The following is a 24,040-nucleotide window of genomic DNA, read 5'->3' on the forward strand; positions in this document are numbered from 1 at the left end:
AGCAGATGGATAGGGCCTGTCATTATTTCGATTGTGGCCTTTCAGCGATGGTCTCTATGTTGTTGATGACAAGTTTAAGAAAGTCGTTGGCATCAAAACCACAACAGGAAAGACTATGGCTCAGCATACCTTGCATACTTCAACGTTCAAAAAAACGCTTCTCGCTTCAGCGATGGCGGCAACGCTTGTCGGCACAGGACTTGTGTCGACTGCAGCACAGGCTGAAAACACGCTGCGTATGGCGTATGACGCCGACCCGGTATCGCTGGATATTCACGAACAGCTCTCTGGCGGCATCCTGCAGCTGTCACACATGACCCACGATCCGCTGGTGCGTTGGAATGATTCCCTTGAGTTCGAGCCGCGCCTAGCTGCCGACTGGGAACAAGTCGACGACACCACCATGCGTATGTCGCTGCGCGAAGGGGTTAAGTTTCACAGCGGAAACACCTTCACCGCCGACGATGTGGTTTGGACCATCGAACGCCTCCAGCGCAGCCCTGACTTCAAAGCCATTTTTGATCCCATTGAAAGTGTCACCGCCGTTGACGATCATACGGTAGAGATTATTACCAAAAAGCCCTACCCCTTGCTGCTGAATTTGGCCACCTACGCCTTCCCGATGGATAGCGCTTTCTATTCGGGTGAAGCCGAAGACGGCGATCCAAAAGACGAAATCGTCAAAAACGGCAACTCCTTCGCATCACGCAACGTTTCAGGCACCGGCCCTTATACCGTCGCTGACCGCCAGCAGGGCGTGCGTACCGAGTTCGAGCGCAACCCTAACTATTGGGACACCGAATCGCCGGGTAACGTCGACACCATCATCCTCAAGCCCATTAGCGAGAATGCTACCCGCGTTGCGGCACTGCTTTCCGGCGACGTCGATTTTATCGCACCGGTGCCGCCCAATGATCTGGAACGCGTGCGCGAAAGCGAGGATGCTAAGCTCGTGACGATGTCGGGCACGCGTATCATTTTCTTCCACATGAACCAAGAACGCGTTGAAGCGTTCCAAGATCCGCGTGTGCGTCAGGCGTTTGCCTATGCCGTTAACCAGGAAGCGATTGCCGATCGGTTAATGAAAGGCTTTGCCACGCCGGCAGCGCAGTTTTCACCGGAAGGCTACGCGGGTCATGTCGAAAGTCTCGAGAAACGCTACGATCTAGAACGCGCTCAGACCCTGATGGCGGAAGCGGGCTACGCCGACGGCTTTGACATCACCATGATGGCACCCAACAACCGCTACGTGAACGATGCCAAAATTGCCCAGGCCGTTGCCGCGATGCTGGCCCGTATCAACGTTAATGTCGATCTAAGCACCCTGCCGAAAGCGCAATACTGGGGTGAGTACGACGACCGTGCCGCCGACATGATGCTGATTGGCTGGCACGCCGACACCGAAGACAGCGCCAATTTCCATGAGTACTTAACCGCCTGCGTTGATCTGGATACCGGCGCTGGACAGTACAACGCGGGTAACTACTGCAATCCAGCGCTTGATGCACTGGTTGCCGAGGCCAATGTGGAAGTGGACCGTGCCGAGCGTGCGGCCATGCTACAGGAAGTTGAGCAGACACTTTATGACGAAGCCGCGATCCTGCCGCTGCACTGGCAAGACTTAGCCTGGGCGTCGGCCAATCACGTCAACATTGAGCCGGTGCTCAACGTAATGAACTTCCCCTACCTGGGTGACTTGGTCATGGACGCCGAATAACGCCTTCAATGCGTTAACCCAGTGCCATTTGACTGGCTCGCCCCGAGGTTATCCGCCCCGGGGCGAGCTTCCCCTGTTTTATCAACGGAACCGTTCTAATGATCGCCTTTTTGGTTAAGCGCCTCTTTCATGCGCTGCTGGTGATGTTTGTCATCAGCATCATTGCCTTTGCTATACAAGATAACCTGGGCGACCCGATTCAGCAGATGGTCGGCCAGTCGGTACCGGAGAGCGAACGTGCCGAACTTCGTGAAGAGCTTGGGCTCAACGACCCATTCCTAGTGCAATACGCACGCTTTGCGATTAATGCGGCACAGTTTGATTTCGGTTATTCCTACGTGTTCAACCAACCCACTACCGACGTTGTCGCGCGCCACCTGCCGGCAACGCTAGAACTCGTGGCCGCGGCCACTTTTTTGATTGTGACCCTCTCGGTGCCCATTGGCGTTTATAGCGCCATCAAGCCTCGTGCATGGATTTCCCGATTTTTTATGGGCATATCGATTGTTGGTATCTCGATCCCGGTGTTTCTCACCGCCATCATGCTAATTCAGCTCTTCGCCATCGGCGTCAGCTGGACACCCTTTCCCGTCGATACCGGCTGGGGCAGTTGGCTCAATGACGTAATCTCCACCGAAGGGGGAATGCCCGCTTACGGCCGCGGCGACCCAGTGGCGGTGTTTGGCACTTGGGAAACTAACTTTGCAAGCCTAGAGGGATTAACGTACCTAATACTCCCCGCGGTTTCGCTGGCCTCGATCATGCTACCGCTCTTTATCCGCTTGATTCGCGCTGAAATGCTTGAGGTAATGCAATCTGACTACGTTAAGTTTGCCCGTGCTAAAGGCATTTCCATGCGTCGCATCTATTTTCTGCATGCGTTGAAAAACACCATGCTGCCGGTCATTACCGTTGGCGGGGTGCAGATTGGTACGCTCGTGGCTTACACCATCCTGACCGAAACGGTTTTCCAGTGGCCCGGCATGGGGCTTATGTTCCTGGATGCCATCGAGCGTTCTGATATTCCGCTCATCGTGACCTATCTCATGATCGTGGGCCTGATCTTTGTGATCACCAACACGATTGTCGACCTGATCTACGGCCTGGTTAACCCCACCGTCAAACTGACTGGAAAGTCCGCATGAATGCATCCTCTTCCGTGCTTCCCAGCCGCTGGGAACGCTTTCGTGACTCGTATCTGCTCTACAGTTTCAAACGCGACATCGTCGCTCAAATCAGCCTGGTGGTGTTCATTGCACTGGTAGCCGTCGCGGTACTCGCGCCGTGGCTATCGCCCATGAACCCGTATGACTTGGCACAGATCGATATTCTGTCCTCGGAACTACCACCGTTTTGGATCGACGGTAGCGATGCACAGTACCTGCTAGGCACTGACGCGCAGGGCCGCGATATGCTCTCGACCATTTTGTACGGCGCACGCGTATCGCTGATGATCGGTTTTGGCGCCGTGGCACTTCAGGCGCTAATCGGCGTTTGTTTTGGCCTGCTTGCCGGCTATCTGGGCGGGCGTATTGACGCGTTTCTCATGCGTCTCGCGGATATCCAGCTGTCGTTCTCTACGCTGATGGTCGCGATTATCGTTGGCGCACTGGTCAAGGCCATTTTTGGTGGAGCCACCTTTAGTGCTTATGCCGTGCCGCTTTTGATACTGATCATTGGCCTGGCTGAATGGCCGCAGTACGCCCGCACCGTGCGCGCTTCAGTACTTGCTGAGAAAAACAAAGAGTACGTCGATGCCGCCCGCGTCATGGGGCTACGCAGTAAGCGGATTATGTTCCGCCACGTGCTGCCCAACACGCTCTCGCCGATTTTCGTGATCTCCACCGTGCAGATCGCTAACGCGATTATTTCCGAGGCGGCGCTATCGTTTCTGGGCCTGGGGATGCCGGAAACCCACCCGTCGCTGGGCTCGCTGATCAAAGCCGGATTTGACTACATCCAGTCCGGCTCCTGGTGGATCACCCTGATCCCGGGCGCAGTGCTGATAGTGCTGGTGTTGTCGATCAACCTACTCGGCGATTGGCTACGCGATGTCATGAACCCACGACTCTACAAAGGCTGAAAATTCCATGGCACTGCTAGAAGTCAACCACCTCGATGTCCGCTTTGCCCTGCGCCTAAGCGAAGTCCACGCCCTACGCGACGTCAACTTTACCCTTGAGCGCGGCGAGCGCTTAGGCATCGTTGGCGAATCCGGCGCGGGCAAGTCCGTTGCTGCTTTTTCGCTACTGAACCTGATTGCCAAACCTGGTTTTATTGCGGGGGGAGAGGTCCGTTTTGACGGCAAACAACTCAACGGCATGTCGGAACGGGCCTTGCGTAAAGTGCGCGGCAACCGCATTTCGATGATTTTCCAAGACCCGATGATGACGCTCAACCCGGTGCTTTCCATCGGCGAGCAAATGCTCGAGTGCTTAAAAGCCCACCGGCGCATCTCCTCCAAGAAAGCCCGCGCCATCGCACTGGATAAGCTGCGCCAGGTGCAAATCCCGTCGCCGGAAACGCGTTTGGATCAATACCCACACGAACTCTCTGGCGGCATGCGCCAACGTATCATTATCGCCATCGCACTGTTGCTCGACCCGGATATCATCGTTGCCGACGAGCCCACCACGGCACTGGATGTGACCATCCAGGCCGAGATCATGGCGCTATTACTGGAGCTGTGTGAAAAGTACAACGTCGGGCTGATTTTGATTACCCACGATTTAGGCGTGGTGAGCCAGGTCACCCAGCGGATGCTGGTAATGTACGCCGGGCGCGTGATCGAGCAAGGGCCGACGCGTGAAATCATCAATGACCCACAGCATCCCTATACCCAAGGGCTGATCAACGCCCTACCGCAAATGGCCACCCCGGGTGAGAAGCTTAACCAGATTCGTGGCAGCATGCCCTCGCTATCTAACCTGCCTAGCGGCTGCGCTTTCCACCCACGCTGCGACTTTATCAAACGCGCCGATGGCACCCAGCGCCCAGCCTGCACTCAGCAAGTGCCGGCGTTTGTCACGTCGGGCAACTGCAAGGTCGCCTGCCACATGGTAGCCGAACTGTTAGACAAAGAGGCCAATGATGAAGCCCGCTTGAAGGAGACGAACCCATGAACGCGCAGGCAACGGCCATGACGGATCAACACGTTCCGACGCAAAACGAAGAGAGCACCGAGTCGCTTTTGCAAATCCGCGGCCTAAAAAAACGCTTCTCGTTATCGGGAGATTTTCTTGACCAGCTGCGTTTCAAAGGCGGTAAATTGGTACGCCACCAGGAGTATGTCCACGCCATCAATGGAGTGAACCTGGACATCCAGCGTGGTGAGGCACTTTGCGTGGTAGGCGAATCTGGCTGCGGAAAATCCACCGTCGCCCGCATCGTCATGGGGCTCATTACCCCCACCGAAGGAGAAATCCGCTACAACGGCGAGCGTATCGATAATCTTAGCTCGCGGGCACTTTTGCCCTACCGCAAGCGCATGCAGATGATCTTTCAAAATCCGTATGCGTCACTAAACCCGCGCATGACGATTCAGCAAACACTTGAAGAGCCGCTACGTCTGCACCACCCTGATTGGAACCGTCAGACAGTCGTCACTAAGGTAGAAGAGGTGATGCACTCGGTAGGCATCGACCCGGACTGGGGCAAGCGCTTCGGCCACGAATTCTCCGGTGGTCAGCGCCAGCGCATCGCCATTGCTCGCGCGCTGGCGGTTGACCCTGAGTTTATTGTTGCCGACGAACCCATCTCGGCGCTGGATGTGTCGATTCAGGCGCAGGTGCTGAACCTCTTGATGGAAGCGCAGCACGAGCGGAATCTCACTTACCTGTTCATTACCCACGATCTGGCCGTGGTAGAGCACTTCGGCACTCGGGTCGCGGTGATGTACCTCGGCACCGTGTGTGAGATCGCCAACACCGCCACGCTGTTTGCCAAGCCGCGCCACCCTTATACGCAGGCGCTAATGTCAGCCATCCCGCGTTTGGAAGATGATCGCCCGCAGCATATACGTTTGGAAGGCGAAGTTCCGACACCGGTGAACCTGCCCAGCGGTTGCGTCTTCCACGGCCGCTGCCCCTACACCAATGCGCGCTGCAAACAGGAAATCCCCGTGCTACAAACCCAAGATGACGGCACACGCGTGGCGTGTCACGCTGTTGAGGAAGGCCGCCTGTGAGGCGGCCGTTAGTTCCTGCATGGAGAGGTAAGGCATGGAAATTCGCTGGCTAGAAGACTTTATCGCCCTGGCCAGGACCCGACATTTCTCCCGCGCTGCTGACGAACAGCACGTTACCCAACCCACCTTCTCGCGGCGCATTAAGCTTCTGGAAGAAGAAATGGGCGTGACACTAATTAACCGCCAAACGCTGCCGCTGTCGCTCACCCCCGCCGGGGAAGAGTTTCTCACCCTGTGTGAGCAAGTGACCGAGCGGGTGCGCTTAACACGTGATCGCGTGCGTGAGATAAATGCCGGGCAGCAGCGGCGGATCATGCTCGCCGCCCCACAGAGCCTTTTGACGCACTTTTTGCCCGAATGGCTGGCGGCAAGCGAATGGCAATCGCGCTTACAGCCCTATTTGCGCGCGACCGGCTGGGTAGCGAGCGACTATTTTCACGCGCTAGCCAGAGCCGAATGCGATCTCGCGTTGTGTTACTGGCCAAGTGAGCGCAGCGAGATGGATGTCGACACCGGCAACTGTTTCTACCGTGTGGTCGGCCACGAGCGGCTCATACCGGTCACCGCGTTTACCGCCTACGGCGAGCCGTGTGCCCTGCTACCGGGCTCACGGCGGGCACCCCTGCCCTGGCTGGCTTACCCTAAACGCAGCCTGTTAGGCACAGTATTAAAAACGCATCTCGCACGCTTGTCGCAAGGGGCGTTTCTGACCGTGCAGAGTGAAATTTCTTATGCTGTGAGTATCAAAGAGCTACTTGCGCTTGGCTACGGGATGAGCTGGCTGCCCGAACGCACGGTGCAAGCCGAACTCGCCAACGGTACGCTGGTGCGCGCCGGTGATAGCCGCTGGGATGTGCCGCTGGAACTGCGTCTCTATCGTCACCCGAGCCAACACCACGCCGGGCTTGATACGTTCTGGAATGAGCTGCCCTCATCGCGCTGCTAAGGTATCATTCGCTATTCTTTTTCAAGGTTTATTATGTCTGAAACGCTTCATCGTCAGCACAAAGCTCATCTCGACAATTTGCTCAGCGCCTACCGCTCGCTCATGGCGCAATACAATTACGATGGCATTGCGCTCTACAGCGGTCATGCCACGCCCCACTACGGCGATGACCAAATGCCCAACTTTCAGGCATTCGGGCATTTTGTGCATTGGGTGCCGCTGTGGGAAGCCGAGCACAGCTGGCTCGTCGTTCACCCCGATAAACGCCCCACACTGTACCTTTACGCTCCAAACGATTTCTGGCACTTGCCGACCGTGCTCCCCGAAGAGCCTTGGGTTGCCGAGTTCGACGTACAACTGTGTACCGATGTCATCACACCGCCGCTGAGCAATGACACCGCCATTATCGGGAATATGGCCGCGCTGAATACCAGCGGGGTCGCGCTACCCAAGGGTCAGGCCAATCCTGAAACGCTCACCCATGCACTCGATGAGCTACGCATGGTCAAGAGTGACTACGAAATCACCTGCCTGCAAGAAGCCAATCGCCTTGCGATGGCAGGCCATGAAGCCGCTCATGCCGCCTTTGCTGGCGCCTGTTGCGAGCTGGATATTCAGCTCGCCTACCTAGCCGGGAGCCGTCAGCGCGAATCGCACGTGCCCTACGCCAATATCATCGGCATGAACCAGCACGCGGGTGTTTTGCACTACCAGCACTACGAAGTCAGCGCCCCAACAAAGCGCTACAGCCTACTTGTCGATGCGGGGCGGCGTTTTCGCGGCTACAGCGCCGATATCACGCGCACCCACTTAGGGCCGGATGCGCCGGCGCTGTTCGAAACCCTTATCGGCGCTATGCACGCGGTAAAAGACCGCCTGATTGCGTCATTAGCGCCCGGTGTCGACTTTGTCGCCTTGCACGAACAAATGCACCACGAACTGGCTAACGTACTGATTGATCACGATGTGTTTCGCGGCTCGCGCGAGGCCGCCATCGCGGAAGGCGTTACCCGCGCGTTTTGCCCCCATGGCTTAGGGCATTCACTAGGGGTGCAAGTACACGATGTGGCCGGGTTGCGCACGGCAACCGGCGAGCCCGCCCCAGCCCCCGAGAACCACTCGGCCCTGCGGTTAACCCGCACTCTAACGCCGGGCATGGTGGTCACCATTGAGCCGGGGCTTTATTTTATCCCAATGCTGCTCGCACCGCTGCGTAACACCCCCCTGCCCATTAACTGGACATTAGTCGATCAACTCATGCCATGCGGCGGTATTCGCGTCGAGGACAATATCGTCATCACGCAAGATGGATTCCATAACCTAACGCCATAAGCGCTTGGCTTTTCAAGCTTCGCGTCTATCATCCAAAACGCCGCCCCTAGGGCGGCGTCTTAGATTTAAGGGGTATCAGTTTAAGGCTGGACGATAATTTTGATTTGCGATTTATCGTTGAGTAGCGCTTCAAAGCCATCATCAACAATGTTCGCCAGCGGGATCCGCTGTGTTACCATATCTTCAGCGCGGAAATAACCTTGCTCCATCAGCGCCATCACGGCGGGATAGATATGGCGATACGCGATGATGCCTTTCATGGTGCGTTCTTTGATCACCAAGTCATTCGGCTGAAAGCTCGCTTCACCTTCCCAAATGCTAACCACCACGGTTTCACCGCCAGCATGGGTGCTGTGCAGCGCTTGGGTGAGCACGGCAGGGATGCCAGTGACTTCAAACGCCACATCAACGCCGCCGCTACTTAGCACCTGCAGCTTTTCAACCGCATCGTCTTGTTTTGGATCGATGACGACAGCGCCTAACGATTCCGCCTTCGCTTTACGCGAGTCCGATATTTCCACGGCGTAAATTTGCGCGGCACCGGCCGCTTTTAGCGCTTCAATCGTCATTAAACCAATCGGGCCGGCACCAAATACCGCCGCACTGTCACCGGCTTTTAAGCTGCTCTGGCGCACCGCATGCAAACCCACCGCCGCGGGTTCAACCAGTGCGCCCTGCTCGAAGCTAAGCGCATCCGGCAGTTTGTGCACCATGTGCTCCCCCATCACGGTGAACTCAGAGAAGCCCCCACCGCCGCCGGAGAGCCCGTGAAAACCAAGCTCAGGCGTGAGATTGTAGCGCTCCATCAAGTAAGCACCATCTTTGTTGGGCGATAAGATCGGTTCGATCGCCACGCGATCCCCCACCTGAACCCGCGTCACCTTATCGCCAACATCCACCACTTCCCCAGCGAATTCATGGCCCATAATGATGGGCGCCTGTTCACCGCTGATCGGGTGCGGCGCACCTACCGGAATAAAAATCGGCCCCGCCGCGTATTCATGCAAATCGCTGCCGCAAATACCACACGCAGCGACTTTCACTTTGACTTCGTGAGGGTCGCGCACTTCTGGTATGGCGGCTTCCTCCACACGCAAATCTTTTGCCGCATACCACACCGCTGCCTGCATCGTTGACTGAGTCATCTTTGGTTGCCCTTCCTGTTAAGACGTATGGTGAACCGGCTGCAGGCCATACACAGGGGTGTCTATCCCCTCCATGCGTGCTTTTAACTGCAGCGCTAAATAGCGTGAGTAGTGCCGCGACTGATGCAGATTGCCGCCGTGGAACCACAACGCTTCTTGCTGAGTGGGTTTCCACATATTGCGCAGCTCTCCTTCCCAAGGGCCGGGGTCCTTGGTGGTGTCAGAGCCCATCCCCCAGCATTTGCCTACTTTATCGGCCACTTCTTGAGAGATAAGCTGCGCCGCCCAGTTGTTCATCGAACCATAGCCGGTGGCATAGACGATTAGATCAGCCGGCAGCTCACTGCCATCAGTGAGCGTGATAGAGTGCGGATTAATGTGCTCAATACCGACGCTGCTACGCAGCCTGATATCGCCATTGGCCACCAGATCGCAGGCACCCACATCAATGTAGTACCCTGATCCCCGACGCAAGTACTTCAAGAACAACCCGGAGTCATCGTCACCGAAATCGAGCATAAAGCCCGCGTTTTCAAGTCTCTGATAAAATTCCGCGTCACGTTTCTTAATTGCCTCAAAGGCCGGTCGCTGAAAGTCCGGCAGTACCTTATAGGGGATCGAGGCAAAAATCAGGTCCGCTTTTTCAGTGGTAACCCCACCGGCAACGGCTTCCTCCGAATATAGCGGCCCGAGCACTTCTTCCATCAGCGAGTCCGACTTCACAATATGCGTCGACGAGCGCTGTAACATGGTCACATCGGCGTCGTGCTCCCATAGCGCAGCCGCAATATCGTGAGCCGAATTATTCGACCCCACAATGACACACTTTTTACCTTGGTAAGCATCCGGCCCAGGGTGCTGGCTAGAGTGTTGCTGCTCGCCTTCAAAGCTGTCTGCACCCGCGAAGCTTGGGATATTGGGCATCCCCGACATCCCAGTGGCCATCACCAGTTGCTTAGGCCTTAACGTGATCTCTTCGCCGTTGCGCTTCACGTTAACCACCCACTCGTCTGCGGCCTTGTCATAACTAGCATTCTGGCACTCAGTGGAACTCCAATAATTGAGCTCCATCACCTTTGTGTACATCTCCAGCCAATCGCCTAGTTTGTCTTTTGGGGTAAACACTGGCCAGTTTTCTGGGAAGGGAATATAAGGCAGGTGGTCGTACCAAACCGGATCGTGCAAGCAGAGCGACTTATAGCGCTTGCGCCAAGAATCCCCTGCGCGCTCGTTGCGCTCAATAATAATCGTCGGCACACCCATCTGCTTCAGCCGGGCGCCCAAGCCAATACCGCCCTGGCCACCGCCAATAACCACGCAGTATGGCTGTCGGGTGTAGCCCAGCTCCGCTTCTTCGCGCTCTCGAGATTCCGACCACGTTTCACGCTGCTTGTTGGCACCGTGCTCTGCCCCTTTAGGGCGATGGTGATTACACTGCTCAGGGTAGTCGTTCAACTCTTGCATGGTAGTTAATAGCGTCCAACACTTACCTTCTTTGAGACGCAAATATCCTTTCCCACTGGCCACCGCTGTTTGAAAAGTCAACCATGCCTCGCAGGTATCGCCGTTTTGGGCGGCGTCGCCTTCTAGTTGCCAATCTGAAGGCAATGTATGGTTCAGAGTTGCATTCAGCATGGCCTGAATCTCATCTTTACCTTCGCAGGTTTTTAAATTCCAGGTGAAGGTAAGAAAATCGCGCCAGTAGCACTCGTCACCGAACAATGCGAGCACACGCTCAATATTGTGTGTCTGCAGTGCTGTGCCGAAGTCGTGTAGCCACGTTTGAACAGTGGCTGTGGCGGATTTTGCTGTTTGTGTCTGTGACATAGCGGAAACTCCATGTGCGTTTGTTATTGTTGATTTACTGGTGATGCACTCAAGCCTAAGCAGCCACCGTGCCAAATAGGCCAGATTAAAAAATAAGTATTTGAAATATATCGGGATTATTGGTGTGCCGGAGGAGAAATAAGACAACGCAAATACCGTACACCTGTCACGTTATTTACACTCAAGCGTTACAGGTGTAACGCACGACTAACGGCGTAAGCTTGCCGCGTTGACTCTGGGGGGAAAGCGCATAGGCTGAAAGGAAAACAACAACAGCGCCCAACGAGTCACGCTATGCTTTATCAAACGCCATTACCTACACGACTTCAATCCGAACAACGTCGGCATATCGAGCATATTTTTCAGCTCGGCGAAGGGCTGAATACCCCGTGCTTGCCTGCGCAAGCTCCCATTCGTCGCTCCTGGCTTCGTTGTCTAAACGAATACCAGTTAGACCCGACAAAGCCACGCCCCGCGCGAGTCGTACCCCAGCAAACGCTAATCGAACATCGAGAATCTGTTGATGAGCTGTTACATGTAGCGCGCGCCGGGGTCGACCAGCTCTATGGACAGATTGCTCAACTCGGCTACGTGCTACTCGTTACCGACCACCGCGGCATTACTGTCGAGTTTCGAGGTGCCCCCAACCAAGACCGTCAACTACGCAAAGCAGGCCTCTATCTCGGCGCCGATTGGGACGAACGCTTCGCAGGCACTTGCGCCGTAGGCACCTGCCTATATGATCGCCAAGCCATCATCTGCCACCGCCAGGAACACTTCGACGCCACGCATATTTCGCTAACCTGTACCGCCGCCCCCATTGCCGACCCCGAAGGTAATGTCATGGCCGTGTTAGACATCTCTGCACTGCAGTCCCCTACCCAGCATGAGAGCCAAAATTTCAGCCTATCGCTAGTAACGCTTTATGCGCGCATGATTGAGGACGCCTATTTTCTGCAACGCTACCGTGACTGCCTGATGGTACGTCTAGATACCTCGCGGGCATTTGTGCATGTCAACGGGCGAGGACTCATCGCCATTGAAGAAAATGGACAGGTTATCGCCGCTAACGCGGTGGGCCGCGAGTTAATCGCCGAACACCAGCACCGCTGGCCACCCTGGTCGGCTCATCGCGCTCAAATGCTTGGCGAACTCTTCGAGTGTGAGATCACCGATATACTCAGCATCAATAGCGGCACCGACGATCAGCTGCGTGCCTTCCGCGCTCGCGCCAGCAATACCATCCACTTCATTAGTCTGCTGGAACCTCGCCGTCCCCGCATGGCTCAGCAGGCAGCGCCTCCTAGCTCTGAATTGCCTGAACCATTAGCCCGGCTTGGCGCCGATGATCCCGCCATGCGTAAAGTACAAAAACTGGCCAAACGGCTGCGAGATGAAGCTAACGTCAACGTACTGATTAGCGGCGAGACCGGCACCGGCAAAGAAGTCGTCGCCCGTGCCCTACACGAAAGCGGCAACCGCGCCAACAAACCCTTTATCGCCGTCAACTGCGCGGCCATTCCCGAATCACTCATCGAAAGCGAACTGTTTGGCTACGAACCTGGGGCATTTACCGGCGGCCGCTCAAAAGGGATGCGCGGGCTTATTCCCCAAGCCCACGGTGGTACGCTGTTTTTGGATGAAATAGGCGATATGCCATTGGCGCTGCAAACACGGCTTTTGCGAGTATTGGCCGAACGAGAAGTGATGCCACTAGGTGCCAATACGCCTGTTAAGATTGATATTCGCGTCATCACGGCAACACACCGCCATATCGAAGAAATGATCCAGCAAGGAGAATTCCGCGAAGATCTCTATTACCGGCTAAACGGTGCGCAACTCCCCCTGCCTGCGCTACGCGAACGCGCCGATAAGCTTTACGTTATTCGCCGCGTGTTCGAAGATGTCGTTACCGAGCGTGCCACCAGCATATCGCCGCGCCTGCGCGCAGATGCCATTAGTGCATTGCTCGCTTATTCTTGGCCCGGCAATATCCGTCAGCTTAAAAATGCCCTTGCTTTCGCCCTGGCCACTTCAGAAAGTGACGAAATCACCGTTAACGATTTGCCAGAACAATGCCTTAGCCAGCGTATTACCCACAACGCCACTGCTCAGCTGGAAGGCAGTACGAACAAGGCCCTTTCAGGCTCACTTACCCACCTGCTAAAGCAACACCACTGGAATATAAGTGCCGTTGCCCGCGAGTTAGGCGTGTCACGACCAACGATATACCGGCAAATGCAGCGTCAAGGCATTGTGTCCCCGAACTGGCAGGAGTGACAACAGAAGCGGTTGGTAAAAGGTACAGCCAGTGGTTGGCCTTAGAGATATGCCTCACGTACACTTGTTTGAATCTATTTTGCAACAACTCTTTCGACAAGCCGAGGCACCCCATGGCGTTTGATTCCACTTCTTCCTATATCGCAACTGATGCGCTCAAGCAGGCCGTCAATGCCGCTGTCACGTTGGAGCGTCCGCTACTCATCAAGGGCGAACCCGGCACGGGTAAAACCCTTTTGGCTGAGGAAATGGCCGAATCACTCGGCACCCAGCTGATCACGTGGCATATCAAATCCAGCACCAAGGCGGCGCAAGGGCTTTATGAATACGACGCAGTGAGCCGTTTGCGCGATTCTCAGCTAGGCGTTGAGGGTGTAGAGAACGTCGCCAACTACATCAAGCCCGGCAAGCTGTGGGAAGCCTTTAGCGCCGGTGAGCGCGTTGTGCTCTTGATTGACGAGATCGACAAAGCGGATATCGAGTTTCCCAATGACCTGCTTCAAGAGCTCGACCGCATGGAGTTTCACGTCTACGAGACCGGTGAAACCATCCGCGCCGAGAAGCGCCCGATTATCGTGATCACCTCGAACAATGAAAAAGAGCTGCCTGATGCGTTTCTGCGCCGCTGCTTTTTCCACTACATCGAATTCCCTGACCGGGAAACCATGCAGGCGATTGTCGACGTACACTTCCCGGATATCGCCCCCCGGCTGGTCAGCGAAGCCCTGGAAGTCTTTTTCGACCTGCGTGACGCCCCGGGACTCAAGAAAAAGCCCTCAACCTCAGAACTGGTCGACTGGCTAAAACTGTTGATGGCCGATGATATTGCCCAGGAAGCGCTCTATAACCGTGACCCAGGCAAGGCACTGCCACCGATGGCCGGTGCGCTGGTCAAAAACGAGCAGGATACTCAATTGCTGGAACGTCTAGCGTTTATGCTGCGTAGGAAAGGCCGCTAAGCCATGTTTATTGGTCTATTTGACACCCTTAAGCGTGCGGGCGTGCCCGTCTCGTTGCGCGAGTTATTGGACCTTCACGCGGTGGTGGAGCGCGGCGTGGTGTTCGCCGATATGGAAGCGTTCTACCAAGTGGCGCGCACGGTCATGGTTAAAGACGAACGCTACTTCGACCGTTTTGATCGTGCCTTTGCCGCCTGGTTTAAAGGCCTCGAAGACATGGACGCCGCCATTGAGGCGCTGATCCCCGACGACTGGCTGCGCCGAGAATTTGAAAAGCAGCTGACGGACGAGGAAAAAGCCAAGATCGAGTCACTGGGCGGGCTCGAAGAACTCATCGAGACGTTTAAAAAGCGCTTAGAAGAGCAAAAAGAACGCCATGCGGGCGGCAATAAATGGATCGGCACCGGCGGCACTAGCCCGTTTGGCGCCTATGGCTACAACCCGGAAGGTATTCGGATTGGCCAGGACAGTTCGCGCCACCGCCGGGCCACCAAAGTATGGGACGAACGCCGTTTTCGCGACTACGATGACAGCCTTGAACTGGGCACGCGCAATATCAAAATGGCGCTGCGTCGCCTGCGCAAGTTTGCTCGCCAGGGCGCGCTTGAAGAGTTTGATGTCGACAGCACCATCCGCGAAACCGCCCGCGACGGCGGCCTTCTCAACGTGCAGATGCGTCCAGAGCGTCATAATGCGGTGAAGGTGCTTTTATTGCTTGATGTTGGCGGCTCCATGGACGACCACATCCGCACCTGTGAAGAACTCTTCTCGGCAGCCCGTTCGGAGTTCAAGCACCTTGAAGCCTACTACTTCCATAACTGTCTCTATGAAGGGCTTTGGCGCAGCAATGCTCAGAGCCAAGCCCGGCGCTTTGAAGAGCGTATTCCAACAATGGATATACTGCATACTTACGGCGATGACTATCAGGTCGTGATCGTGGGTGATGCCGCCATGTCACCGTATGAAATCACTCACCCAGGCGGCAGCGTCGAGCATTTTAACGACGAGCCGGGCGGCGTATGGCTTAAGCGCTTGACTGAGAAATTCCCTCGCTTGGCCTGGCTTAACCCCATGCCACCGCGTGCCTGGGAGTACACCTACTCGACGCAGCTGGTGCGCGAGATCATTGATGACCGCATGTATCCCATGACCCTGGAAGGCCTCGAAAACGCCATGCGCGAACTGGCCAAATAAAAACTGGCCAAACAAACCATCGGGGGAGTCGTCTCCCCCTGTGCTCTCACACCCTCGTAAGCCAAATTTAACGTCCGCTCATCCAGGTATCGCAGAGAAAGCCGACAAAGTAGCCGGACGTGATCATGCCCAGCGCCAGGCTGGAGCAGCCTACCCTTCCCCCCTTGCCACGCAACGTCAGCAGCGCATTCGACAACCCATTGCCCAATATAAGAAGTGCCATGGGCAGCTTTTGGGACAACGGTTGACAGGCTAACGTTCTTTATATAGAACGTTCTATATAAAGAACATCACGTAAAACCACGGAAAGCCTCATGAATAAGTGCTCACTCGACACGCTAGGCCAACACCTTCAAGCACTTCGCCAAGCGAGGGGCTGGTCACTTTCTTCCTTGGCCAATGCGGCGGGTATTGCCAAGTCCAATTTAAGCCGCCTTGAGCAAGGCAGCGGCAATCCCACGCTGGATACCCTGTGGCGGCTAGCCGTACAACTCAATGTACCTTTTGGCACCTTGGTGGCGCCCATTACCATGCCTCTTGGGGAAGATGGCGTTCAAGTACAGCTCATTGACCAAGGTAAAGATTCACCTCAAGTGGACGCCTATTGGATGCGCTGCGCGCCTCATACATTGCGACATGCTGAAGCTCATACACCCGGCACGCGTGAATCGCTTACGTTGATTAGTGGCTGGCTAGAAACGGGGCCAGAAGGCGCCACCACGCAGCTCACCCCTGGGGACACCGTAACCTTCCCCGCCGACCAACCGCATATCTACCGCACCCATTCTGACAAAGCCACCATGTTGCTAACCGTGACCTATGGTGAACAGGGAGACACGCCATGAACCAACATGCCAGCCACTCCCCAGGCCGTAGCGCGCTACAGGGCGTGCGCGAAGCTATCCCGCTACTAGGCGGCTACATTCCGGTAGCGCTGTCGTTTGGCTTAGTCGCCACCCAGGCTGGCTTTAGCACGTGGGAAGCCACGGCTATATCTGCATTAGTGTATGCAGGTGCTTCGCAGTTTTTATTTGTGGGCATGATCGCCACCGGCGCACCGCTATGGCTAGTGGTGGCAATGACGCTGCTGATCAACGTTCGCCATGTGGTGTATGGCCCTAACCTCGCGGCGTTATTGCCGCGTAGCCGCCACTGGCCGTGGCTGATGCACGGCCTCACCGACCAGGTATTTGCCCTGGCGTTAACGAGACTCCCCCAGCTGCCCGAGGCAACGCGTTTTAGTTGGTTTGTCGGTGCATCGCTGCTGGCTTGGGGCGCCTGGATCGCTGGCACCACGGTGGGCGCCACCGCCGGGGAAACGTTAACGGCCCGCTGGCCGCTGCTGGGTGAGATTATGCCCTTCGCGCTGCCCGCGCTGTTCTTAACCATGGTCGCACCACGCTTCACCGACAAGCGCTGGGCACTGGCCATGGGCTGTACCATTCTAGCGGCACTCGGTTTAAACCTGGTCGGCTGGAGCAACGTAGCGATTCCCCTCGCGGCGGCCTGCGGCGCGCTGTGCTTCTATATGGTCAAATTTGAAAAAAGGAGACGTGAAACATGAGCACCGCACTTTGGCTAGCCGTTGTCGTGTCTGCCCTAGGCACCTTGCTGATGCGGGTGGTGCCGTTTTTGTGGATGCAGCGCAGCTTAAACAGCGATACAGGCCTTAATAATATGCCCCAGTGGCTGGGTATTCTCGGCCCGTTGATGATTGCCGCCGTACTAGGGGTATCCATTGTGCCGGTTAACCCAAGTATCGTTTCATGGACCGCCACCGCCATCGGGCTTTCCGTCACGCTGCTAGTGTGGTCGCGTGTACGCTCACTCGGCTGGCCAGTCGCCGCCGGGGTCGCCGTGTTTGGAATGGTGGAGGTCGCGGCCCTCCTTTGGTAATGCTTTGCATTAGCTTTTGCGCCATGCCATCATCCGGGCTCTTCACTCCAAGCCAATGACGAACATCGCCACAGCTTAGATGGTTTCAGGAATTTCCTCAGCGGAATTGTTTAGTGACTGCTTTTTTACGTGGGTATTTAACAAGATAATATTCGATCTTTCGTGCATAACACCGCAAGAAATACCGTGAATTGTCGACAATATTTTTTGCAAAAAACACCTTAACGTAAACGTCGTTCTTTGGTCGCAGAAGAAGGATAAATGCCTAAAGCGTCTCAGGAAGCGCCGCCAACCCCTCGACAAAGCGCTGTTTATCTTCCTCGAAACGCTTGGGGTTGTGCTTAAAGCTTCGCAGGATGGCGTGTTCGTCGATACTCAAGGTATCGGTCAACTCACTGATCTCGTTGGCGGGATGACGCGCGCCGAGGCCAATTCGTTGGTTATCCGCGCCATCTAACCAGCGCGTTAAGCCACAGGATTGGTAGAAAGCCTCATCGGCCGACTCTTTCACCTCGACTCGCAGCGGCGCCTTAAGCGATAGCTCCTTAATCAGCCGTTGCCGCGGCTCGATATCATGGGTCAACGAACAGGAAAGCCGCACGGTCATGCCCTCCCCCGCCTCATCAAGCACCAGCAACGCCAACGCTTGAGGAGCGCCCTGGTTATCCACCAGCGCCAGCAAGCGCGCGGCTTCCTGGGCAAACAGGACGCGTCTTGTGCCCGCGAAGATCACCAATGGCGTTAATCCTGCTTGCTGGCCATAAACCTCTGCGCACAGCCGTGCCAGGCAAGCATCTTGCTGTGCTGCCTGGGTTACTTGGGTTACTTTCATGCGGTCCTCCGCTCGCCAAAAGCGGCAAGCCTAGTGTAAACACCGCTATTTTAACAGCGCCGCGCAACATGAACCTAGCGCGCGCCTGCTTGTCAGAGTATTACGCAGGAACCATAAAAGGATGTTTATGACCACGTTTATGAACGACCCCACCATGCCCACGCCGAGCTTCCCCGGTAGTCATATGGTGATGGATGATCGCTATGTGTTTATTTCCGGGATGACGGTTTCTGACCTATCGAACGGTCATGCGGCTAAGGGTGACGCCAAGGAAGAAACCCGGTTAGTCATGCGCGCCATTTCACGCATGCTCGAAATGGAAGGCGGCAGCCTGGCAGACGCGCTCCGCGTGGATGTTCACTTGTCTGACCTGAATACCATCAACGATATGGACAGCGTCTATGCCGAGTTCTTCGAACCGGGGCGCTATCCAGCCAGAACCTGTACCGAATCGCCCGCTATCTGTGGTGGCTGCCACGTCGAGATTACCGTGATGGCGACGCGCCAGCTCCCAGAAGATTGATCACCGCCTCAATATCCAGATGGGCTTCTAATGTATCGGCCAGGCGATCCAATTCACGCTCGCGATGGGCACGGTAGTCCACGGGTTGTGGAGCCGCCAGCCCCAGACGCGCTAACAGCGCCTGGCAAGCCTCGGAATGATCAAACAGGCCGTGCAGGTAGGTGCCCACCACCTGCCCATCAGCGCTGACGGCGCCATCAAGATGGGTGCCTAAATCAAACAGCGGCTGCGCCAACGCAGCCCCCTCGCTCACACCGTTGTGGATCTCATAGCCCGTGACGCTCGCCCCGTCGGCCACCGTCACACCATTCACATTGCGTAGCTGCTTGCCCGCCACCATGCGCGTGGTGAGCGATAGCAGCCCCAACCCCATGACACGCTCGGCCTTGCCCTCCAGGCCGTCAGGGTCCTCGACCCACTCGCCGAGCATTTGAAAACCACCGCAAATACCCAGCACCTTGCCGCCGTAGCGCAGGTGACGCTGAATGGCTTTGTCCCAGCCCTGACGCTTTAACCATGCCAAGTCGCTAGCGGTACTCTTACTGCCCGGCAGAATGATCACATCGGCCGCAGGAATCGGCTCGTCTGCGCCGACAAACGTGAGTTTTACCTGAGGATGCAGGCGCAATGGATCAAAATCAGTGTGGTTGCTGATGCGAGGCAACGCGGGTACCACGATGTTAAGCGACTCCCCCTGCGTTGACGCTTGAGTCAGGCCGATGCTGTCTTCCGCATCCAGCAGCAGCCCTTGAAGGTACGGTAACGTGCCAAATACCGGCTTGCCGGTGTGTGCCGTCAGCCAGTCGATGCCTGGGGTTAGCAAGCTCATATCGCCACGAAAGCGGTTGATCACAAACCCTTTTATGCGCGCCTGTTCGCTTTCGCTTAGCAGCGCAAGCGTGCCCACCAACTGGGCAAACACCCCGCCTCGGTCAATATCGCCCACCAGTATTACCGGGCAGTCCGCCGCTTCGGCAAAGCCCATATTGGCGATATCGCCCTTGCGTAGATTGATCTCAGCGGGGCTGCCCGCGCCTTCGGCAATAATCACCTCAAAGCGGCTTTCCAACGCTTGCCACGCGGCCATGGCACTCTCTTTCGCGGTGCGCTTGAAGGCGTGGTAATCCATGGCGTCCATATGACCGTAGACTTTGCCACGCAAAATCACCTGGGCGCCGCGGTCGGTTTCCGGTTTGAGTAGCACCGGGTTCATATCGCTGTGGGGCTTAACGCCAGCGGCTTGAGCCTGCAGCGCAGTGGAACGGCCAATTTCGCCGCCATCTTCGGTGACGGCACTATTCAGGGCCATGTTCTGCGGCTTGAACGGCGCCACCGAGATACCACGCCGCTTCAGTGCACGGCAAAGCCCGGCCACCACGGTGCTTTTCCCCGCATCCGAGGTGGTGCCCTGAATCATCAATGTGGTCATGCCCGTTGGCCCTTGTTGAAAGTAGCCGAACTGTAGCCGTCTAACAGGTAGTTCGCAACGGACTAGATCGCAACGGACTAGATCGCTCAACAACATGTATAGCCCAAGGCATTTCGGTATCGTCCGAGGCTGTGTGAAAACCTAAAAATCGGTTAGCTATTGCAGTTTTCAGCCGTATTAGCATGACTATCGTCCAGTAGCTCGCTTCAGAACGCCTTCAGTTATTATTTCCGCATCTCAAGCTGTTCGAAATAATGACTAAAAACACCCGCTAAAGAGCGCTATAGGCTTCCATAAACGTGGTCGCCCAGGCCTGGGCACTTTATGCTCGCATCGCCTGGATTAATCCCTGCGAACCCAAGATATTTATGACGCGTTGAAATGGAAATGTAGGGCCTTTTCCTTTCGCGCCTGACAGTCGTTCACCCAGAAACTGCTTGGCATCGCGAAACAGAAATTCAATCTAAAAACGCGCCTTGTAGTACGTCACTAATGTCATGGCCTCCAACGACATATCCGTCGAAAACAGCAAGGCGGTTTTCACCTTGCTACCACAGCGCTTGACCAGAGACACCACCCGTAAGTCGCGTTTGAAATGTACACTGTTCACGATCACGGTATACACCTGCGTCTCGTTCATGTTGCCGGCAAGCGTCCATCGGCTCACGTCCTCAACGCTGACTTTTCCATCGTCGGGTTCTGGCACGGCTTGCTCAAAAGGCCACACCGTCCGCCGCCGACATCCAGCAGGGCCACCCGACCACCTCCCCGCCTTGAAGAAGAAACCGCAAAGGAAATGAGGCGGGAGCTTCAACTAAAACCTGCTTGCAAGATAGGGTTTTTGTCCATCATAATCGATAACAATAACTTTTATTATTCGTAATAAAGTTCATCAGCATGGAGTCCACAATGAAAAGCATGTTTCGTCCAGCCCCGCTGGCGTTGACTATCGCAGCCACTCTCACCGCCGGTTGGGCAAATACCGCCTGGTCCGAGGAAAAATCTGAGCCAGCGTCCAAGGCGTCCGTCGTTGGCCACTACGCCGATCTGGCACATGCCAACTACGAAGATGCCTTGATTACCGCTCGGGCACTGGACGAAGCAACTGATCGTCTGATTGCCAATCCGACGCAGGAAAATCTGCAAGCCGCCAAGCAGGCTTGGTTGGCAGCGCGTGTGCCCTACCAGCAAACGGAAGTATTCCGGTTCGGTAACAGTATCGTGGATGACTGGGAAGGCCAGCTTAACGCCTGGCCACTGGATGAAGGCCTGATCGACTATGTGAAGGGCAATGACTACCAGCATGAACTAGGCAACGCGGGGGCCACCGCCAACATCATTGGCAGCTCCAAGATCAATGTGGGTGGCGAGAGCCTGGATGTGGCCAAGCTCTCGCCTGAACTGCTGGCTGACTTGAATGAAGTCGGTGGTTCAGAAGCGAACGTGGCCACCGGCTACCATGCGGTAGAGTTCCTGCTGTGGGGTCAAGACCTGCACGGATTTGACGCTGGAGCCGGGGAACGTCCGGTGACCGACTACGCAGCGGGCTCCGATTGCACCAATGGCAACTGCGAGCGACGCGGCGACTACCTCGATGCAGTCACCGATCTGCTGATTTCCGACCTGAAATGGATGGTAGCCCAGTGGGCACCGGGCAACGAAGGCAACTACCGCGACCAGTTGACCTCCGCCGATGCCAACGAAGGCGTGCAGAAGATGCTGTTTGGCATGGGCTCACTGTCACTGGGTGAGCTGGCGGGTGAGCGTATGAAAGTGGCCCTGGAAGCCAACTCTTACGAGGACGAGCACGACTGCTTCAGTGATAACACCCACAACTCCCATTACTACAACGGCCAAGGTATCCGCAATATTTACACGGGCACCTACCGCCGCGCAGACGGCAGCCTGGTGACGGGTCCCTCGCTCTCTGATCTGGTGGAGCAGATCAATCCGGAACTGGATGCCCGTCTAAATGCCCAGTTGGATGCCACCATGACGTCTCTCGGCGCGATGCAAGCCAGGGCGGAAAGCAGCCAAAATCCAATGCCATTTGACATGATGATCGCCCCGGGGAACGCCGAAGGCACGGAAATTGTCAACAGCGCCATCATGAAACTGGTCGAGCAGACCGGCTCCATCGAGCAAGCCGCCCGTGAGCTAGGTATCGAAGCCCTGTCACCTGACGATGCCGGCCACACCTTCTGATCGCAGCGCCAGGTAGAACCAGTTACCGGGAGCCTAGCGCTTCCGGTATTATTGCCATGCTCATACACATGACTGAAGAACAAGAGCAAACCATGGAAAGCTCGCCTCACCTGAGAAGAGTTTTCCATGGCTTGTTCAATTGCAACGCGAGTAATTTATGAAAGCCCTTCTGCCTCTTTCTTTTCTAGTGCTGTCGCTGGCCGTAAGCTCTGCACACGCCCAATCCCACGCTGGTTTCCCGCTACAGACAACGCCCGACACCGGCGGCGACGGAACAGTTGAGCAGGCTGATACCAATGCCTACTCCCTGCCTCAGGCAAACCTTTCCATGACCAAGCGGCTGGATTTCAGTGTTGGCAACAGTTTTTTCCGCAACCCCTGGGTCGAGGCGCCCGCCAGTACCGATGCACGGGATGGCCTGGGCCCTCTGTTCAACACCAACTCCTGCCAGGGTTGCCACGTGAAGGATGGGCGCGGCCATCCGCCCAGTGCGGACGCGCCTTCGGTATCGCTATTTCTGCGGCTGGCCGTGGTTGCGGACCCTGAAAAAGATGCCGAGGTGCTGCGCATGCATGGATTCAAGCCGGCACCGGTATACGGCAGCCAGTTACAAACCGCCGCCCTGCCGGCGGCCAAGCCGGAAGCCGATCTGGTGCTGACGTGGGAAAGCGCGATCGAGACCCTAGCGGACGGTACCGAGGTGGAGCTGCGCAAGCCGCAATACAGCATCGAAAACCCCAACTACGGTCCCTTGCCGGAAGATCTTCTGGTGTCCCCCCGCGTGGCACCACCGATGATCGGGATGGGATTGCTCGAAGCCATTGCACTGGAAGACCTTGAAGCCTTGGCCGATCCGAACGATGAAGACGGCGATGGCATCTCCGGCAAACTCAATCAGGTCTGGGATCTGGCCACTCGGCAGACGGTACCGGGACGCTTTGGCTGGAAAGCTGCGGAACCGAATGTTCACCAACAGAGCATGGGCGCCTTTGCCGGCGACATGGGGCTGACTTCATCCCTTAAACCGACGACGGACTGCACCCCGGAGCAGAACTGCGAGCGTTTCACTCATGGTGGCGAGCCCGAGGTGAGCGACAAGGTGGCCAATTTCGTGGTTTTCTATTCGAAAAGTCTTGCGGTACCCGCTCGCCGCGACATGGACTCGATATCGGTTCAGCAAGGCGCCAAACTCTTCAACGCCACCGGGTGCGCCAGCTGCCATACGCCAAACCACCAGACGGCAGAAGCTGCCGACCGCCCGGACCTCAGCAATCAGCTCATCTGGCCCTATACTGATTTACTGCTGCACGATATGGGGCCGGCACTGGCGGATGGTCGGGACGAGTTCCTAGCGAACGGAAACGAGTGGCGCACTCCACCGCTCTGGGGTATCGGCTTGGCGCAGGTGGTCAATCCTCAGGCAGGCTTCCTGCACGATGGCCGTGCCCGTAGCCTCGAGGAAGCCATACTTTGGCACGGCGGTGAAGCCCAGTCAGCGGCCGACCGCTACCGGCAGGCATCGGCTGAAGAGCGCCAGGCGCTTATCGACTTTCTGAACTCGCTCTGAGG

22 protein-coding genes are annotated in these 24,040 nt (G+C 56.3%); 16 read left to right on the top strand and 6 right to left on the bottom strand.

The features are described 5' to 3' along the window. Positions 1–115 precede the first annotated feature (115 nt). The 7 genes from M8006_RS08725 to pepQ all read left to right on the top strand — a co-directional run bounded on the left by M8006_RS08725 (position 116) and on the right by pepQ (position 8,181). The gene (locus tag M8006_RS08725) at positions 116–1,717 is read left to right on the top strand and encodes an ABC transporter substrate-binding protein (protein WP_250081262.1); all 1,602 of its coding nucleotides are present in this window, start codon (positions 116–118) and stop codon (positions 1,715–1,717) included. A gap of 98 nt (positions 1,718–1,815) precedes the next feature. Continuing rightward, the gene (locus tag M8006_RS08730; RefSeq protein WP_250081263.1) at positions 1,816–2,862 is read left to right on the top strand and encodes an ABC transporter permease; all 1,047 of its coding nucleotides are present in this window, start codon (positions 1,816–1,818) and stop codon (positions 2,860–2,862) included. Then, positions 2,859–3,800, top strand: coding sequence for an ABC transporter permease (locus M8006_RS08735; protein ID WP_250081265.1), 942 nt, complete (start codon positions 2,859–2,861; stop codon positions 3,798–3,800). The genes M8006_RS08730 and M8006_RS08735 overlap by 4 nt, the downstream gene beginning before the upstream one ends. 7 nt (positions 3,801–3,807) lie before the next feature. Next, positions 3,808–4,839, top strand: a complete 1,032-nt coding sequence (locus tag M8006_RS08740) for an ABC transporter ATP-binding protein (RefSeq protein WP_250081267.1) — start codon at positions 3,808–3,810, stop codon at positions 4,837–4,839. After that, complete coding sequence (locus tag M8006_RS08745; RefSeq protein WP_250081270.1) at positions 4,836–5,903, top strand: ABC transporter ATP-binding protein; 1,068 nt, start codon at positions 4,836–4,838, stop codon at positions 5,901–5,903. The genes M8006_RS08740 and M8006_RS08745 overlap by 4 nt, the downstream gene beginning before the upstream one ends. Before the next feature lie 34 nt (positions 5,904–5,937). After that, the gene (locus M8006_RS08750; RefSeq protein WP_250081272.1) at positions 5,938–6,849 is read left to right on the top strand and encodes a LysR family transcriptional regulator; all 912 of its coding nucleotides are present in this window, start codon (positions 5,938–5,940) and stop codon (positions 6,847–6,849) included. 33 nt (positions 6,850–6,882) lie between these two features. Continuing rightward, complete coding sequence (gene pepQ, locus M8006_RS08755) at positions 6,883–8,181, top strand: Xaa-Pro dipeptidase (RefSeq protein ID WP_250081273.1); 1,299 nt, start codon at positions 6,883–6,885, stop codon at positions 8,179–8,181. Positions 8,182–8,261: 80 nt separating this feature from the next. On the opposite strand, the gene M8006_RS08760 is transcribed toward pepQ, so the two are convergent. Next, complete coding sequence (locus tag M8006_RS08760) at positions 8,262–9,326, bottom strand: 2,3-butanediol dehydrogenase (RefSeq protein ID WP_284046993.1); 1,065 nt, start codon at positions 9,324–9,326, stop codon at positions 8,262–8,264. A gap of 18 nt (positions 9,327–9,344) precedes the next feature. Then, positions 9,345–11,153, bottom strand: a complete 1,809-nt coding sequence (locus M8006_RS08765) for an NAD(P)/FAD-dependent oxidoreductase (protein ID WP_250081275.1) — start codon at positions 11,151–11,153, stop codon at positions 9,345–9,347. Between the two features lie 294 nt (positions 11,154–11,447). On the opposite strand from M8006_RS08765, the gene M8006_RS08770 reads away from it, so the two are divergent. The 3 genes from M8006_RS08770 (at position 11,448) to M8006_RS08780 (ending at position 15,586) form a co-directional block, all read left to right on the top strand. Further along, positions 11,448–13,433: a sigma-54-dependent Fis family transcriptional regulator gene (locus tag M8006_RS08770; RefSeq protein ID WP_250081277.1), complete on the top strand. Its 1,986-nt coding sequence runs from the start codon at positions 11,448–11,450 to the stop codon at positions 13,431–13,433. Between the two features lie 113 nt (positions 13,434–13,546). After that, on the top strand, positions 13,547–14,392 hold the full coding sequence (locus M8006_RS08775) for an AAA family ATPase (RefSeq protein WP_250081280.1): 846 nt from the start codon (positions 13,547–13,549) through the stop codon (positions 14,390–14,392). 3 nt (positions 14,393–14,395) lie between these two features. Then, complete coding sequence (locus M8006_RS08780; protein ID WP_250081282.1) at positions 14,396–15,586, top strand: vWA domain-containing protein; 1,191 nt, start codon at positions 14,396–14,398, stop codon at positions 15,584–15,586. 67 nt (positions 15,587–15,653) lie between these two features. Here the strand turns inward: M8006_RS08780 and M8006_RS08785 are convergent, their stop codons facing one another. Beyond that, complete coding sequence (locus tag M8006_RS08785) at positions 15,654–15,809, bottom strand: hypothetical protein (protein WP_250081284.1); 156 nt, start codon at positions 15,807–15,809, stop codon at positions 15,654–15,656. Positions 15,810–15,900: 91 nt separating this feature from the next. Between M8006_RS08785 and M8006_RS08790 the strand changes: the two genes are divergently transcribed. The 3 genes from M8006_RS08790 to M8006_RS08800 are packed head-to-tail and all read left to right on the top strand — an operon-like array spanning position 15,901 to position 17,482. Then, positions 15,901–16,431, top strand: coding sequence for a helix-turn-helix domain-containing protein (locus tag M8006_RS08790; RefSeq protein WP_250081285.1), 531 nt, complete (start codon positions 15,901–15,903; stop codon positions 16,429–16,431). Further along, entirely contained in the window at positions 16,428–17,150 is a 723-nt protein-coding gene (locus M8006_RS08795) for an AzlC family ABC transporter permease (RefSeq protein WP_250081287.1), read from the top strand. Before M8006_RS08790 ends, M8006_RS08795 begins: the two co-directional genes overlap by 4 nt. Next, a complete protein-coding gene (locus M8006_RS08800) occupies positions 17,147–17,482 on the top strand; it encodes an AzlD domain-containing protein (RefSeq protein WP_250081288.1) in 336 nt (111 codons plus the stop codon). The genes M8006_RS08795 and M8006_RS08800 overlap by 4 nt, the downstream gene beginning before the upstream one ends. Positions 17,483–17,747: 265 nt before the next feature. On the opposite strand, the gene M8006_RS08805 is transcribed toward M8006_RS08800, so the two are convergent. Continuing rightward, positions 17,748–18,314, bottom strand: coding sequence for a hypothetical protein (locus M8006_RS08805; protein WP_250081290.1), 567 nt, complete (start codon positions 18,312–18,314; stop codon positions 17,748–17,750). Positions 18,315–18,441: 127 nt separating this feature from the next. Here M8006_RS08805 and M8006_RS08810 point away from each other — a divergent pair, with 127 nt between their 5' ends. Then, on the top strand, positions 18,442–18,837 hold the full coding sequence (locus tag M8006_RS08810; RefSeq protein WP_250081292.1) for a RidA family protein: 396 nt from the start codon (positions 18,442–18,444) through the stop codon (positions 18,835–18,837). Here the strand turns inward: M8006_RS08810 and M8006_RS08815 are convergent. After that, entirely contained in the window at positions 18,800–20,266 is a 1,467-nt protein-coding gene (locus M8006_RS08815; protein WP_250081294.1) for a cobyric acid synthase, read from the bottom strand. The two genes, M8006_RS08810 and M8006_RS08815, sit on opposite strands and share 38 nt — an antisense overlap. 463 nt (positions 20,267–20,729) lie before the next feature. Beyond that, positions 20,730–20,972 carry a hypothetical protein gene (locus tag M8006_RS08820; protein WP_250081296.1) on the bottom strand — a complete coding sequence of 81 codons (243 nt, stop codon included), beginning with the start codon at positions 20,970–20,972 and terminating at the stop codon, positions 20,730–20,732. A 203-nt stretch (positions 20,973–21,175) separates the two neighbouring features. Between M8006_RS08820 and M8006_RS08825 the strand changes: the two genes are divergently transcribed. After that, positions 21,176–22,471, top strand: a complete 1,296-nt coding sequence (locus M8006_RS08825) for an imelysin family protein (protein ID WP_250081298.1) — start codon at positions 21,176–21,178, stop codon at positions 22,469–22,471. Positions 22,472–22,628: 157 nt separating this feature from the next. Continuing rightward, complete coding sequence (locus tag M8006_RS08830; protein ID WP_250081300.1) at positions 22,629–24,038, top strand: di-heme oxidoreductase family protein; 1,410 nt, start codon at positions 22,629–22,631, stop codon at positions 24,036–24,038. Positions 24,039–24,040 lie beyond the last annotated feature (2 nt).

This window comes from Halomonas llamarensis, from assembly GCF_023555005.1.
Lineage (GTDB): Bacteria > Pseudomonadota > Gammaproteobacteria > Pseudomonadales > Halomonadaceae > Vreelandella > Vreelandella llamarensis.

Bases quoted from the DNA above. Each gene is read 5' to 3' on its own strand.
- M8006_RS08805 (WP_250081290.1), bottom strand. From the start codon at position 18,314: ATGAAAGTAACCCAAGTAACCCAGGCAGCACAGCAAGATGCTTGCCTG.
- M8006_RS08815 (WP_250081294.1), bottom strand. From the start codon at position 20,266: ATGACCACATTGATGATTCAGGGCACCACCTCGGATGCGGGGAAAAGC.
- M8006_RS08785 (WP_250081284.1), bottom strand. From the start codon at position 15,809: ATGGCACTTCTTATATTGGGCAATGGGTTGTCGAATGCGCTGCTGACG.
- M8006_RS08810 (WP_250081292.1), top strand. From the start codon at position 18,442: ATGACCACGTTTATGAACGACCCCACCATGCCCACGCCGAGCTTCCCC.
- pepQ (WP_250081273.1), top strand. From the start codon at position 6,883: ATGTCTGAAACGCTTCATCGTCAGCACAAAGCTCATCTCGACAATTTG.
- M8006_RS08725 (WP_250081262.1), top strand. From the start codon at position 116: ATGGCTCAGCATACCTTGCATACTTCAACGTTCAAAAAAACGCTTCTC.
- M8006_RS08765 (WP_250081275.1), bottom strand. From the start codon at position 11,153: ATGTCACAGACACAAACAGCAAAATCCGCCACAGCCACTGTTCAAACG.
- M8006_RS08740 (WP_250081267.1), top strand. From the start codon at position 3,808: ATGGCACTGCTAGAAGTCAACCACCTCGATGTCCGCTTTGCCCTGCGC.
- M8006_RS08730 (WP_250081263.1), top strand. From the start codon at position 1,816: ATGATCGCCTTTTTGGTTAAGCGCCTCTTTCATGCGCTGCTGGTGATG.
- M8006_RS08800 (WP_250081288.1), top strand. From the start codon at position 17,147: ATGAGCACCGCACTTTGGCTAGCCGTTGTCGTGTCTGCCCTAGGCACC.
- M8006_RS08775 (WP_250081280.1), top strand. From the start codon at position 13,547: ATGGCGTTTGATTCCACTTCTTCCTATATCGCAACTGATGCGCTCAAG.
- M8006_RS08760 (WP_284046993.1), bottom strand. From the start codon at position 9,326: ATGACTCAGTCAACGATGCAGGCAGCGGTGTGGTATGCGGCAAAAGAT.
- M8006_RS08735 (WP_250081265.1), top strand. From the start codon at position 2,859: ATGAATGCATCCTCTTCCGTGCTTCCCAGCCGCTGGGAACGCTTTCGT.
- M8006_RS08750 (WP_250081272.1), top strand. From the start codon at position 5,938: ATGGAAATTCGCTGGCTAGAAGACTTTATCGCCCTGGCCAGGACCCGA.
- M8006_RS08790 (WP_250081285.1), top strand. From the start codon at position 15,901: ATGAATAAGTGCTCACTCGACACGCTAGGCCAACACCTTCAAGCACTT.
- M8006_RS08770 (WP_250081277.1), top strand. From the start codon at position 11,448: ATGCTTTATCAAACGCCATTACCTACACGACTTCAATCCGAACAACGT.
- M8006_RS08830 (WP_250081300.1), top strand. From the start codon at position 22,629: ATGAAAGCCCTTCTGCCTCTTTCTTTTCTAGTGCTGTCGCTGGCCGTA.
- M8006_RS08825 (WP_250081298.1), top strand. From the start codon at position 21,176: ATGAAAAGCATGTTTCGTCCAGCCCCGCTGGCGTTGACTATCGCAGCC.
- M8006_RS08780 (WP_250081282.1), top strand. From the start codon at position 14,396: ATGTTTATTGGTCTATTTGACACCCTTAAGCGTGCGGGCGTGCCCGTC.
- M8006_RS08745 (WP_250081270.1), top strand. From the start codon at position 4,836: ATGAACGCGCAGGCAACGGCCATGACGGATCAACACGTTCCGACGCAA.
- M8006_RS08795 (WP_250081287.1), top strand. From the start codon at position 16,428: ATGAACCAACATGCCAGCCACTCCCCAGGCCGTAGCGCGCTACAGGGC.